At 62.5% G+C, this 12,271-nt stretch carries 12 protein-coding genes; 8 read left to right on the plus strand and 4 right to left on the minus strand.

Annotated features, from left to right (window positions below; translation table 11 throughout):
- Positions 1 to 37: 37 nt before the first annotated feature.
- The gene (locus AC0JZ8_RS08175; protein WP_471892240.1) at positions 38 to 667 is read right to left on the minus strand and encodes a TetR/AcrR family transcriptional regulator; all 630 of its coding nucleotides are present in this window, start codon (positions 665 to 667) and stop codon (positions 38 to 40) included.
- Between the two features lie 281 nt (positions 668 to 948).
- Here AC0JZ8_RS08175 and AC0JZ8_RS08180 point away from each other — a divergent pair, with 281 nt between their 5' ends.
- From AC0JZ8_RS08180 to AC0JZ8_RS08190, 3 genes are read left to right on the plus strand one after another with little or no spacing between them, the layout of a single operon-like run.
- Positions 949 to 1,452: a (2Fe-2S)-binding protein gene (locus AC0JZ8_RS08180; RefSeq protein ID WP_471892241.1), complete on the plus strand. Its 504-nt coding sequence runs from the start codon at positions 949 to 951 to the stop codon at positions 1,450 to 1,452.
- The gene (locus AC0JZ8_RS08185; protein ID WP_471892242.1) at positions 1,445 to 2,443 is read left to right on the plus strand and encodes an FAD binding domain-containing protein; all 999 of its coding nucleotides are present in this window, start codon (positions 1,445 to 1,447) and stop codon (positions 2,441 to 2,443) included. Before AC0JZ8_RS08180 ends, AC0JZ8_RS08185 begins: the two co-directional genes overlap by 8 nt.
- Complete coding sequence (locus AC0JZ8_RS08190) at positions 2,440 to 4,731, plus strand: xanthine dehydrogenase family protein molybdopterin-binding subunit (RefSeq protein ID WP_471892243.1); 2,292 nt, start codon at positions 2,440 to 2,442, stop codon at positions 4,729 to 4,731. Before AC0JZ8_RS08185 ends, AC0JZ8_RS08190 begins: the two co-directional genes overlap by 4 nt.
- Before the next feature lie 458 nt (positions 4,732 to 5,189).
- Here AC0JZ8_RS08190 and AC0JZ8_RS08195 read toward each other — a convergent pair whose 3' ends face one another.
- Positions 5,190 to 5,849 (minus strand): sulfite oxidase-like oxidoreductase, encoded by a 660-nt coding sequence (locus AC0JZ8_RS08195; protein WP_325263401.1) that lies wholly within the window; start codon positions 5,847 to 5,849, stop codon positions 5,190 to 5,192.
- Positions 5,850 to 5,939: 90 nt separating this feature from the next.
- Between AC0JZ8_RS08195 and AC0JZ8_RS08200 the strand changes: the two genes are divergently transcribed.
- The 3 genes from AC0JZ8_RS08200 to alaE all read left to right on the plus strand — a co-directional run bounded on the left by AC0JZ8_RS08200 (position 5,940) and on the right by alaE (position 8,968).
- On the plus strand, positions 5,940 to 7,136 hold the full coding sequence (locus AC0JZ8_RS08200; protein ID WP_471892244.1) for an aminotransferase: 1,197 nt from the start codon (positions 5,940 to 5,942) through the stop codon (positions 7,134 to 7,136).
- Positions 7,137 to 7,162: 26 nt separating this feature from the next.
- Positions 7,163 to 8,419, plus strand: a complete 1,257-nt coding sequence (locus tag AC0JZ8_RS08205) for a DUF763 domain-containing protein (RefSeq protein WP_471892245.1) — start codon at positions 7,163 to 7,165, stop codon at positions 8,417 to 8,419.
- Positions 8,420 to 8,503: 84 nt separating this feature from the next.
- Positions 8,504 to 8,968: an L-alanine exporter AlaE gene (gene alaE / locus AC0JZ8_RS08210; RefSeq protein WP_471892246.1), complete on the plus strand. Its 465-nt coding sequence runs from the start codon at positions 8,504 to 8,506 to the stop codon at positions 8,966 to 8,968.
- Between the two features lie 54 nt (positions 8,969 to 9,022).
- Here the strand turns inward: alaE and AC0JZ8_RS08215 are convergent, their stop codons facing one another.
- Positions 9,023 to 10,084, minus strand: a complete 1,062-nt coding sequence (locus AC0JZ8_RS08215) for an SDR family oxidoreductase (RefSeq protein ID WP_471892247.1) — start codon at positions 10,082 to 10,084, stop codon at positions 9,023 to 9,025.
- A gap of 108 nt (positions 10,085 to 10,192) precedes the next feature.
- Here AC0JZ8_RS08215 and AC0JZ8_RS08220 point away from each other — a divergent pair, with 108 nt between their 5' ends.
- Positions 10,193 to 10,570: a winged helix-turn-helix transcriptional regulator gene (locus AC0JZ8_RS08220; RefSeq protein WP_113111845.1), complete on the plus strand. Its 378-nt coding sequence runs from the start codon at positions 10,193 to 10,195 to the stop codon at positions 10,568 to 10,570.
- Between the two features lie 79 nt (positions 10,571 to 10,649).
- Positions 10,650 to 10,955 (plus strand): hypothetical protein, encoded by a 306-nt coding sequence (locus AC0JZ8_RS08225; RefSeq protein ID WP_092659522.1) that lies wholly within the window; start codon positions 10,650 to 10,652, stop codon positions 10,953 to 10,955.
- Positions 10,956 to 10,987: 32 nt separating this feature from the next.
- Here the strand turns inward: AC0JZ8_RS08225 and AC0JZ8_RS08230 are convergent, their stop codons facing one another.
- Entirely contained in the window at positions 10,988 to 12,190 is a 1,203-nt protein-coding gene (locus AC0JZ8_RS08230) for a pyridoxal phosphate-dependent aminotransferase (RefSeq protein ID WP_471892248.1), read from the minus strand.
- Positions 12,191 to 12,271 lie beyond the last annotated feature (81 nt).

Below are 12,271 nucleotides of genomic sequence, written 5' to 3' on the forward strand. Positions count from 1 at the left end.
ATCTCGTCAACAGTTGTTTTGTTCGCGCTTCACGCCGTCAGCTGCGGACCCGAAGACCGTCCATCAGAAGCATGATCAGCCGATTGCCGCTGGCGCGCCATTCGGGGGAATCGGGAATGGAATAGATGCTCGACATGGCATGCATCAGATCCGCCTGGCCGATATCGCTGCGGATGAGATTTGCCTCGCGGCCGTTTGTTAGGAGCCTGTCGAGTGCCTGCCGGATGGTACCGAACCCCTCCGCAAACAGTGTCGTGTTGGAACTGGCGATGATTTTCAGGCTGTTGGCCATGCCGCGCTTGGTCGCCATATAGCTCACGAAGCGCAGCATCCAGAGCTCCAGTGCCTTGTCGGCCGGATGGGTGGCGGCAAGTTCGTCCGCTGCTGCCGCCAGTGCCGTCAGTTCGCGGCGATAGACGAGTTCGACCAGATGTTCACGGGTCGGGAAATGCCGATAGAGCGTGCCGATGCCGACGCCGGCCTTGCGGGCGATGTCTTCCAGAGAGGTTTCGACGCCCTTTTCCGCGAAGGCCTGCGCTGCCACCTCGACCAGCTTGTCGCGGTTGCGGCGAGCGTCCGCGCGAAGTTTCGGAGCCGGGGTCTGTGCATTTTTCGGCGTGGCCAAAGCCCGAAATCCTGTTCCAGTGGTTAGGCTCTCTGAGGTCATAATCCTGGTTTCCGGCATCCTGACATGGATGTTTTCGAAATCCAGCCTTGACTGATCTCAGCGAGCGGCTAGTTTAAACGGAGTTGCCTCCGTTTGAGGCGACGCATATGTCTTTTTAGATCAGAAGGCGGCCGGATGTCATGTCGAAAGATGTCGCTCCGCCTTATCGACCGCGATCGGCGGCGCGCGTTTAGACGATATCAGGGACCCATGCCCTCGCCAGACGGCGGGTCCAGCCTAATTCTTTGAAATTATCTTCGTGAAGATTGCAGGAGCCTGTCATGACACGAACCATTCACCTCAACCTCGATATCAACGGCAAGGGTTACGACCTCGATGTCGAGCCGCGCGTGACGCTGCTGGATGCGTTGCGCGACCATCTTGTTCTCACCGGCACCAAAAAGGGTTGCGACCAGGGCCAGTGCGGCGCCTGCACCTGCCATGTGGATGGCAGACGGGTGTTATCCTGTCTCACCCTGGCGGCCCAGGTCGAAGGCCGTCAGGTAGAAACGATCGAAGGACTGTCCGCTGCCGACGGAGCCCTGCATGCGGTTCAGGCGGCCTTCCTGGAGCAGGACGCTTTCCAGTGCGGTTATTGCACGCCCGGACAGATCATGTCGGCAGTCGCCTGTATCCGTGAGGGCCATGCGGGATCGGATGCGGAAATCCGCGAATACATGTCCGGCAATCTCTGTCGCTGCGGTGCCTATAACAGCATCGTGGCTGCAGTGCGCCAGGCGGCGCAGGCCGTCGTTCCCGCAACGAAGGAGATGGCCGATGCGTGATTTTTCCTATCTTCGTGCAGCCACCCTCGATGAGGCCCGCCAGGCGGTGCTGCAGGCAGGGGCCTCCATTCTGGCCGGCGGCACGACCCTGATCGACCTTGCCAAATGCGGCGTTGCCGAACCGGAAACGGTCGTCGATATCTCCCATCTCCAAGGTCTCTCCGGCATCGATGTCACGCCCCAGTCCGTCACCATCGGCGCGCTTTCCCGTATGTCTGACGTTGCCGATCATGCGGGCATCAAAGCGGAACTCCCGGCTGTCTCGGAATCGCTGCTGCTTGCGGCGTCGGCGCAGCTGCGCAACATGGCGACGATCGGCGGTAACGTGATGCAGCGTACGCGCTGTCCGTATTTCCGCGATCCGGGCACGTTCCCGGCCTGTAACAAGCGCAATCCCGGCTCTGGCTGTTCGGCGCTTGGCGGCATCACCCGCAACCATGCGGTTCTCGGCACCAGCGAGCACTGTCTCGCCTCCAATCCAGGCGATCTGGCTGTGGCGCTCGTCGCCTTCGACGCGGTCGTCGATCTCGGTTCCCGCACCGTTCCGTTCGACGAGTTCTTCCTCCTGCCCGGCGACAGGCCGGACCGGGAAACCGTGCTTCAGCCCGGCGAGATGATCATCGGTCTGTCGATCCCGAAAAGCGCTGCCGCGAAAAACTCCACCTACCTGAAGGTTCGCGATCGCCAGTCTTACGAGTTTGCGGCCGCAAGCGCTGCCGTCGGACTTGAACTGGAGGACGATGGCCGCACGGTCAGGGATATCCGCGTTGGGCTCGGCGGCGTTGCCACCAAGCCATGGCGGGCGCGCGCCGTCGAACAGGCGCTGATCGGCAACGTGCTCGACGATGCCACCATCCGGGCGGCGAGCCTTCTTGCCATGGAGGGCGCCGTTGCCCAGGGCGACAATCAATACAAGATCGATCTTGCGCCACGGGTCGTTGCCCGGGCGATCGAGACGGTCTCGACGGACAAATCTGGAGGTCTCGCATGACTATTATGCCCCCCCGCAAACACGGCGATGCCTCCGACGGCATGGTCGGCGGACGTCTGACCCGGTTCGAAGGCAGCCTCAAGCTCACAGGTGCTGCCACCTATGCGCTGGAATACCCGATCGACAACCTCGCCCACGCGGCTCTCGTGCAGAGCACGATTGCTGCGGGCCGCGTCGTCAGCGTCGATGCGACCAGAGCGCTCGCCTCGCCCGGCGTCCTGATGGTGCTGACACCGGAAGACGATCTCGGGCTGCGTGTTTCCGCCGACTGGCAGGGCAACCGGCCGGAAGACAAGCCCTATCATCCGCTGCCGCGCGAGGTGCAGTTCAACGGCCAGTCGATTGCAGCCGTGATTGCCGAAAGCCGCGAGCAGGCGACAGAGGCCGCAAAGCTTGTCGTCGTCACCTATGAGGAAACGTCGCCGATCATGAGCATCGACGATCCAGCGGCCGGCGAAGGCAAGCTGATGGACAATCTCACCATCGGCTGGGGAGATGCGGAAGCAGCCCTTGCGGCATCGCCGGTCCGGATCGAAAGCGAATACAGCACGCCGCGTGAATACCACTGCGCGATGGAGCCGCACGGGCTGACGGCCAAGTGGGACGGCGACGAGCTGACCATCTGGGAACCCAGCCAGTGGTCGCACGGCATGGCCCGCATGTATGCCGAATGGTTCGGCATGGATTACGAAAAGGTGCGGATCATCTCGCCCTATATCGGTGGCGGTTTCGGCTCCAAGGGCCAGCCGCTCGCCTATGGCGCGGTGGCGGTTGCGGCGGCCAGGAAGCTCGGGCGACCGGTCCAGCTTGCCGTCACACGGCCGCAGAACTTCACCAGCTACGGCGGTCGTGCCGCAACCCGGCAGACGATTGCGCTCGGCGCTTCCGAAGACGGCGTGCTGCAGGCGATCGTCCATCGCGGCCGGACCGAGACGTCAGTCTATATGGATTACCCGGAACAGACGGGGGCAGCGACCCCCATCCTCTACAAGGTGGAAAACTTCTCCTCCCAGTCGCGCGTCGTGCCGGTCAATACCGTTACTCCAGGCGCGCTTCGGGGACCGGGCAAGAACCCCAGCGCTTACGGCATCGAAAGCGCCATGGAAGAGCTTGCCTACAAGCTCGATATGGATCCGCTGGAACTGCGGCTGAAGAACTATGCCGATCACGACTATCAGTCCGGCAAGCCTTGGTCGACGCGGATGCTGCGCGAAGCCTTGACGCAAGGGGCAGCCGCCTTCGGCTGGGAAAAGCGCAGCCACCAACCCCGCTCGATGCGGGACGGCAAGACGCTGATCGGCTGGGGCATCGGTTGCGGGACGTTCCCGGTCATCCGGGCACCGTCGGAAGCGATGATCCGCGTGCTTGCGAACGGCCGCGTCGAGGTGGTCAGCGGCTCAATCGACATGGGGCAGGGCACCTATACGATCCTTGCCCAGACGGCCGCCGACGCGCTCGGCGTGCCGGTCTCAGAGGTCGACGTGCTCCTGGGTGACAGCCGCATGCCGGGTTCGTCGATCGCCGGCGGATCGATGCTGGCGGGATCCATCACCGGTGCCGTGCATAAGGCAGCGATTGCAGCCCGCGACGAACTGATCGGCCTTGCGCTCAACGAGACCGGTTCGCCGTTCCGCGATACCGGCGCCAACACGCTTTCGCTGGTTGGCGGGCGGATCGAGGCATCGCGCGGCGGTGGACCTTCGCTGTCGCTGCAGGAACTGATGCAGGCTGTCGGCCGCAATGAGCTCGAGATCCGCCGCAACACGCTTGCCGAAAACGCGCAGACGCCTGACGATCAGAAACAGGCCTGGACCACCATGTCGAAAGTGCAGGGGCCGACCTCGGGCGACCTCTCGATGCACAGCTGGGCTGCCCATTTCGTCGAAGTCCGGATCGACGAGGATTTCGGGACGATCCGGGTCTCGCGCATGGTCTCTGCCTTCGATTGCGGCCGCCTCTACAATCCGAAGCTGGTGGAAAGCCAGTGGAAGGGCGGCATCATCATGGGCATCGGCCAGGCACTGCTCGAAGAAGGTGTCGTCGATCCGCGCAACGGCCGCACCATCAACAGCAACATGGCCGACTATCTGGTGCCGACCAATGCCGACATTCCGGATATCGAGGTGATCTCGGTCGGCGTGCCGGATCTCGACGCGTCCACGCTTGGCGGCAAAGGGGTAGGCGAAGTCGGCATCGTCGGCGTCGCCCCGGCAATCGCCAACGCCGTCTTCCACGCGACAGGCAAACGCATCCGCGACCTGCCGATCACGCTGGAAAAACTGATGTGATCTTATGGGCTGTCGCCTCTGGCGGCAGCCTTTCTCACACTTTGCGGTATCGGCTGGCTGGAATCCCCGTTTGCAGTGTCACCGCAACCCGAGCGGTCCCCACACCCTTACGTCGCCAGAACTTGTTTTCGGATCACCAACTACCGCATGGATGTAGGTGTGGTTAGGCTTCGCATGCGGAACTCTGGAAGGAAACGTCGTGCGCGCATACAGCATGACGCGGGCATCTGCCTTGGGATTTCCAGTCGATTTCCGCATGGAAACTGTGGCCATTTTTCCCGCCGCATCTGTCCTGATCAGGACTTCTCCAATTCTTTCGCCAGGACTGCAGCCGACAACGAGAAAGCTCAGTAAGAATAGGGCTATCGGACGCATGAAAATTCCTGGAGCAACGGAAAGGTGATCAACTTTCCGTTGCATATTCTTTCAGGCAAAGCAACGGGATAGGCTGCAGCCGCTCAATCCTCCGAATACCGTTCCTCGGCCCAAGGGTCACCGCGCATGTGGTAGCCGTTCTTTTCCCAGAAGCCGGCATTGTCGATGCCGAGGAAGTCGATCCGCTTCAGCCATTTGGCGCTTTTCCAGAAGTAGAGATGCGGCACGACGAGGCGCACCGGTCCGCCATGCTCTTCGGTCAGCGGCTTGCCGTCCCAGTGGGTCACGATGAGCGCGTCGGGGACGGCGAAATCGGAGAGGAGAACGTTGGTCGTGTAACCGTCATAGGCGGTCAGCATCACCGCGGTCGCCTTGTCGGTCGGTTCCACGGCATCGAGCAGGTCGCGGGTGGACACGCCCTTCCAGTCGTTGTCGTAGCGCGACCAGGTCGTCACGCAATGGATATCGGAGCGCATCTCGCTCTGCGGCAGGGCCTGGAAACTCTCCCAGTTGAAGGTCGTCGGCTTGTTGACGAGGCCGTATATGTCGAGCTTCCACTGTGACGGCGAAATGCTGGGCTGCTGGCCGAGATCGAGCACCGGCCAGTTCTTGACCAGGTGCTGGCCGGGCGGCAGGCGATCGGTATCGGGCCGTGCATGCCGGCCGGTCAGGAATTTCCCCTCATCAGCCCATTTGCGCTTGGTGCTGGTGAGCTTGGAATCCTGCGGAAGATTGTCGTCCATAAGTGGTTCTCCTTGCCTCCGAGGATAATCTGATAAACAACAAGGGCAATCAATTCCTGACGCCCCCTCCCAAGATTTCGTCGAGACCCCATGCCCGCCTCCAATCCGCGCTTGAATGCCCGCTTCAACCCCTTGATCGAACAACTGTCCCTGCCACCGGTTCCCGCCGTCGCGGCCTGGGGCCGTGCCTATGACAAGGCGCTGGGGCCGCTGATCGACCTGTCGCAGGCGGTGCCCGGCTATCCCGCGCATCCGGACATGCTGCGGCTTCTGGGCGAGACGGCATCGTCCAAAGCCTATACCGGCTACGGCCCGATCGAGGGCGAGACGGTCCTGCGCACCGCCTATGCAAGCCATGTCGCGGAAGTCTATGGCGCAGCGCTTGGCGAGGCAAACATCCACATCACCTCCGGCTGCAACCAGGCTTTCGTCTGCGCGGCGATGACGGTTGCGGGTCCCGGCAGCACCGTCCTGATGACCGAGCCGTTCTATTTCAACCACGAAACGACGCTTGCGATGATGGGCATCGGCACCGTCTTCGTGCCCTGTTTTGCCGAAAACGGGTTCCTGCCGGATCTGGTGTCGCTCGAAGCGGCGATGACGGATGGGGTGAAGGCGCTGGCGCTGGTGTCGCCCAACAATCCGACCGGCGCCATCTATCCGGCGTCGCTGCTCGAGGCGATCTTCAAGCTATGCCAGGAAAAGGGCATCTGGCTGATCCTCGACGAGACCTATCGCGATTTCCTGCCGCAAGCCGGAAGCCGGGCCCATAGCCTGTTTTCGCAGTCCGGCTGGGAAGAAACGCTGATCAGCCTCTACAGCTTTTCCAAATCCTTCTGCATTCCCGGCCATCGTCTCGGCGCCATCACGGCCGGCGAAGAGGCGATCGGTCAGATCGCCAAGATCATGGACAATCTGCAGATCTGCGCGCCGCGAGCCGCCCAGGCAGCCGTTGCCGAAGCACTGCCGCTGCTGACTGCCTGGCGCGAGGAAAACCGCCAGGAAATCGGCCGCCGCGCCGAAGCGCTGAAAACGGTCATGCGCAGCGTGTCCGGTTGGAAGCTCGATGCGATCGGTGCCTATTTCGCCTTCGTTCGGCATCCTTTTCCGGGCAGGGGCTCGGCGGAAGTGGCCGAACAGCTTGCCAAACGCGCCGGCATCAGCTGCATCCCCGGCGTCTATTTCGGGCAAGGCCAGGATGGCTATTTGCGGTTTGCCTTCGCCAATGCGGATGTCGAAACCATCGGTCTTCTGGAAGAACGTTTGCGGAACTTTTCGCTGTCGTAACGGCCCGACCGGCTCTATAAGGAACCATGGTTCAACGAGCAGGCAGCGCCGATCTTCCGCTTCATGGTGGCCGGGTTCCCCGGTGGCTGGGCGACCGCATGACCAAGCTCGGTGCCGTCATTACCGAAGCCATCGTCCTGCATTACGGCCGTGACGAATTGCTCAGCCGGTTGGCGCATCCGTTCTGGTTTCAATCCTTCGGGTCGGTGATGGGCATGGACTGGCATTCGTCCGGCATCACCACCAGCGTCATCGGCGCGCTCAAACGCGGGCTGACGCCGATGTCGGGCGAACTCGGCATTCATGTCTGCGGCGGTCGCGGCCGCAATTCGCGGCAGACGCCGGACGAACTGATCGCCATCGGCAACCGCGTCGGCATCGATGGTTTGGCGCTTGCCAAGACCAGCCGGCTCGTCTCCAAGGTCGACAGCGCCGCCGTTCAGGATGGTTTCGATCTCTATCTGCACGGTTTCATCGTCACCGACGATGGCAAATGGGTCGTCGTCCAGCAGGGCATGAACGGTGACCGGAAGCAGGCGCGACGCTATCACTGGCAGTCGCAGGGCCTGAAAAGCTTCGTGGATTCGCCGCATGCGGCGATCGAGGGCCGCGGCCAGGGCGACATCGTCAACCTCGCCGATCACCGGGCAGAGGCCTCGCGCCACGGCCAGCTCGATCTGCTCGCATCGCTCGGTCCCGACCGCATTGTCCGCGAAGTGATCGCGATCGATCCTGGCCGGCAGCGCAAGAAGGATCTGGCCCAGCCAATGCTGCCGCATCTGATCATGCCTGATCATCACGACGTCCGCCAGGAAGACGTCAACATGAGGCGCCTGCATGGCACGCTTGCCGCCGCTGCCGATCGTGGGCCGAAGGATTTCGAGGATCTGCTTCTGACGCCCGGCGTCGGCGCCCGTACCGTGTCGGCGCTCGCCATGGTCGCCGAAGTCGTGCACGGCGCACCCTGCCGTTTTTCCGATCCGGCGCGTTTTTCGCTCGCCCATGGCGGCAAGGACCGGCATCCGTTCCCGGTGCCGATCCGGGTCTATGACGAGACGATCAGGGTGATGAAATCGGCCGTCGGCAAGGCAAGGCTTGGCCGCGACGAGGAAATGCAGGCGCTGCGCCGCCTCGACGACCAGGCCCGCCAGCTCGAAAAATACGTGACCGGCCCCGACCTCAAGGAAATCGTCGCCGGCGAATTTTCCCGCTCGCACGAATGGGGCGGGCGCAGTGTGTTCGGCTGGGAGCCGGCGGCGGAAGACGATAAACGGACTGGGTAAGTGCGCTTGCCGTCGACCGTGGTTGTCCCATATCGACCTCAACACGAAGGCGCTCGTTCCAGAGATGGCCGGGAGACCAGCAATTTGTCGCATGAAACGGAGACGCGAAGCGCCGGGTGGCGATCGTTCGCGGCCGATACGTTAGCCCTCATCCTGTTCTTCACCACGACCGGCATCATCAACGAGCGGTTCGTTGCGGGAATGAGCTGGGAGCAGGTGTTTGACGCGCGCCTTCTCGGTGCCGTGCTGATGGTCCCATCGGGACGCCCATACGGTCTGTGGCGAGACTGGGTGATGCGGTTTGCCGGCCCCGGGCGCATGTCGCAGATCCTGTGGGATACGCTCGCGCTCGTCAGCTTCCAGGTCCCGCTCTATGCCGCGATCCTCGCCATCACCGGGGCTGACAGTGCTGAGTTGCTGCGTGGAACGCTGGGTGTGATCGTGATCATGCTGGTATCGGGTCGGCCCTACGGAGCGTTCCTCAATTTCGTCCGGCGCCGCTTCGGCCTGTCGCCGGGCGGAACGAAGCCGATGTCCCTCAACACGTGAATGCGCCCGGGAAGAAATCCCCGGGCACATGATTCTATGGGCGCTCAGACTACCTTACGGGATCAGCCGGTTTGCGCGCAGATCTTCAAACAGATCGAAGAAGGCGTCGTCGGTCGGCTGGTATTCGAGGAAGCCGAGGCGACGGCTTTTCGACATGTCGGTGACGACTTCGATCGGGCGTCCGAGATCGGCGTCCGTATGCCACGGCGAGACGAGGCGGTTCATGTCCGGTTCGGCCAGATTGTGGCGTTCGGCAATCTCGCGCCAGATCGCTGCATCCTCGGCCATCTGCTTCTCAAGCGGCTGTACGGTGCCGTCGAAGGCGGCAGGTTCCAGCTCGAACCAGGCGGCAATGCGGCTCCACATCCACTTCCAGCGGAAGACATCGCCATTGACGACGTTGAATTCGCCGTTGGCTGCACCCGGGGTGGTGGAGGCCCAGAGGAGATGGCGGGCGAGAAGGTTGGCGCTGGTCATGTCGGTCAGCCCCTCCCACTGCATCTCGACGCCCGGGAAGCGGAACGGACGGCCGGTGTGCTTGCAGATGGCAGCGTAGACGGCAAGCGTCGTGCCCATGTTCATGGCATTGCCGACGGCCTTGCCGACGATCGTGTGCGGGCGATGGACGCTCCAGGTGAAGCCGTCGCGGGCGGCCGCGGCAAACACTTCGTCTTCCTGGGCGTAGTAGAAATTATCGACCTCGAGCCGGCCCTGTTCCTCGCGGAACGGGGTCTGCGGCAGGGCGCCCTTGCCGTAGTTTTCGAACGGTCCGAGGTAGTGCTTGAGGCCCGTCACCAACGCCACATGCTTGACGGAGCCTGCCGGAGACAGCGCGTCGAGGACATTGCGCACCATCGACGAGTTGACGCGGATGTTTTCGGCTTCGGTCGACTGCCGCAGCCAGCTCGAGATGAACACATGCGAGGGATCAAGACCCGCCAGCGCTTTCGAAAGCGAGGCCGGATCGAGAAGATCCGCGGCCACCGGTGTCACGTTCGTCTGCTGCTGAGGCGTGCGCGACAGGCCGAGAACCTGCCAGCCGTCGTCGCCCAGAACCTTTGCTGTTGCGCTGCCGACAATGCCGCTTGCGCCCACGATCAATGCTTTTTTTGTCATAATTGCTCCTGTCGTTCTGAGCCTGATCTAGTGTCTTGCGGCAGACTGTGCCAGAAGGCACCCGAATGGGACATAGGCACCCTGACGTAACCAGATGGGGAACAGATCATGCAGCCCGGCACACCTGATAACGAATGGAGAGAAGACTGCGCACCGCGCCGCGTCCTCGACCTTTTCTCCTCCAAGTGGACGAGCATGATCCTGCATGTGCTCGATACGCGGCTGGAGGGCTGTGCGCGCACCGGCGTTCTGCTGCGCAGCCTGCCTGGCATCTCCAAGAAGATGCTGACCCAGACCCTGCGTGACATGGAAGCCTCGGGTCTTGTCATCAGGCGTGTCTATGGCACGGTGCCGCCGGCAGTCGATTATACGCTGACCCCGCTTGGCAAGCGCTTCGTCGAGTTGATCGATCTGCTCTACGGTTGGGGTCGAGACAATGCCGATGCGCTGGACGCGCTCAAAGCGAAGAAGGGCGAGGGAGCCTAGATCAGGGATTGGGCCTCCCAGTTCGGATGGAACGATGGTGGCCGGCCCGTGTTCTCCTTGGGAACAAGGGAGACTTGCTATGTCAGACCACAAAGACGTCGACCCCGCAGCCGATACGGCTTCCAAGGAAGCGACCCGGTTCGGCAGCAGCCAGCCCAAGGTTTCCGAACAGTCAAGGGATAGCATCCACCCGGCCGCCGATGCGGCTGAGGATGTACAGGCTGACCACAAGGTCGAGAAGAGCTTTGGTACCGGCGAGGATGGGTCAGTGCGCAAGACGGATGCGGCAACCGTCGAACTCAATCGCGCCCGCAAGGCGGCTGGAGCCGAGGGCTCCGGCGTCCCAAGCGATCATGAGGCCGACGCCGGCGACATCGGCGGCTGAGACTTCCACTCGCGGTCGCCGCGGGTGAGAAACTACTGGATATGCGGCGGCGCTTCTTCGCGCGCCGCGATCCGGCCGGCGAGTTCGCCGATGCGGCGGATCGCTCCCTCCAGCACATCATCAGGCACCGTCAGCGATATGCGTAGAAAGCCTGCCGCTTGATCGCCGAAGGATGTGCCGGGCATGACTGCCACCTTTTCCTCGCGCAGCAGTTCCCAGGCAAATTCCTCGCCACCGAGGCCTGTTGCCGTCACGTCGAGCAGGATGAACATCCCACCTTCCGGCATCATCGGCTTGACCAGATTGTTGCCCTTCAGCACAGTTTCGACGATCGCGGCGCGCCTGTGATAATTGGCGCGCATCACGTCGGCTGTCGGGAAGTTTTCAGACAGCGCCATGGCGGTCATGTCGGCAATAAAGGGCTGCACTCCGAACAGCATGATTTCAGAAACCGGCAGCAGACGTTCGCAAAATTCCTCCGGGCCGGCTGCCCAGCCGGATCTGAATCCGGGTGCCGCATGCGACTTGGAGATGGACGAGACCACGATCGTGCGCTCCGCCAGTTCCGCCATGTCAAAGGGTGAGGCAAAGCTGGTGCCGTCGAAGATCAGCTGTTCATAAACCTCGTCGCAGATGATCCAGAGATCGTGCTTGCGGCAGATCTCGCCGATCCTTGCGATTTCGGAGGCTGTCAGAACCGCACCGGTCGGGTTGTGCGGCGTGTTCAGAAGCAGCACGCGTGCTTCCGGCGTCACCGCCCGTTCCAGATCGTCCGGCTGCATGTGGAATTTCTTCTCCGGCCGCAGCGGCACCGGGATCATATGCGCGCCGGTGGAGGCGATGACGCCTTCATAGGTGGCGTAAAGCGGATCGCCGACCAGCACGCCATCGCCAGCGCCAACCAGACCGGTCATGACGCAGTAGAGCGCGCTCTGGGTGCCTGGAAAGCAGAGGAAGTTCTTTTCCGTCACGTTGCTGCGGCGTTTGGAGTATTTGGCCACAAGCGCCTTGAGCGTATCCGGCTCGCCGCGACCGTTGGAATATCGGGTGCGGCCGGCATACATGGCGCGCGCGGCTTCATCCAGCAGCGCCTTGTCGGGCACCACGTCAGGCTCGCCGATCGTCAGCTCGACCACGTCCTCGCCCTCGGCCTTCATGCGCCTTGCAGTCAGATGCAGCGCCCAGCGGCCTGAACCGAGATGGGCGAGACGGTCGGTGATCGTGGCATAGCGCATGGATAGGCCTCATGTTCGAGGATTAGGATGGGCCGCCTCTAGCAAATACGCCGCGCCGGAGCAAATGGCGCGGCATGCGTG

Source organism: Velazquezella soli (genome assembly GCF_977018685.1).

Coding starts and splice junctions, on each gene's coding strand:
- AC0JZ8_RS08195 (WP_325263401.1), bottom strand. CDS start 5,849: ATGGACGACAATCTTCCGCAGGATTCCAAGCTCACCAGCACCAAGCGC.
- AC0JZ8_RS08190 (WP_471892243.1), top strand. CDS start 2,440: ATGACTATTATGCCCCCCCGCAAACACGGCGATGCCTCCGACGGCATG.
- AC0JZ8_RS08185 (WP_471892242.1), top strand. CDS start 1,445: ATGCGTGATTTTTCCTATCTTCGTGCAGCCACCCTCGATGAGGCCCGC.
- AC0JZ8_RS08230 (WP_471892248.1), bottom strand. CDS start 12,190: ATGCGCTATGCCACGATCACCGACCGTCTCGCCCATCTCGGTTCAGGC.
- AC0JZ8_RS08200 (WP_471892244.1), top strand. CDS start 5,940: ATGCCCGCCTCCAATCCGCGCTTGAATGCCCGCTTCAACCCCTTGATC.
- AC0JZ8_RS08205 (WP_471892245.1), top strand. CDS start 7,163: ATGGTTCAACGAGCAGGCAGCGCCGATCTTCCGCTTCATGGTGGCCGG.
- AC0JZ8_RS08175 (WP_471892240.1), bottom strand. CDS start 667: ATGACCTCAGAGAGCCTAACCACTGGAACAGGATTTCGGGCTTTGGCC.
- AC0JZ8_RS08180 (WP_471892241.1), top strand. CDS start 949: ATGACACGAACCATTCACCTCAACCTCGATATCAACGGCAAGGGTTAC.
- AC0JZ8_RS08225 (WP_092659522.1), top strand. CDS start 10,650: ATGTCAGACCACAAAGACGTCGACCCCGCAGCCGATACGGCTTCCAAG.
- AC0JZ8_RS08220 (WP_113111845.1), top strand. CDS start 10,193: ATGCAGCCCGGCACACCTGATAACGAATGGAGAGAAGACTGCGCACCG.
- AC0JZ8_RS08215 (WP_471892247.1), bottom strand. CDS start 10,084: ATGACAAAAAAAGCATTGATCGTGGGCGCAAGCGGCATTGTCGGCAGC.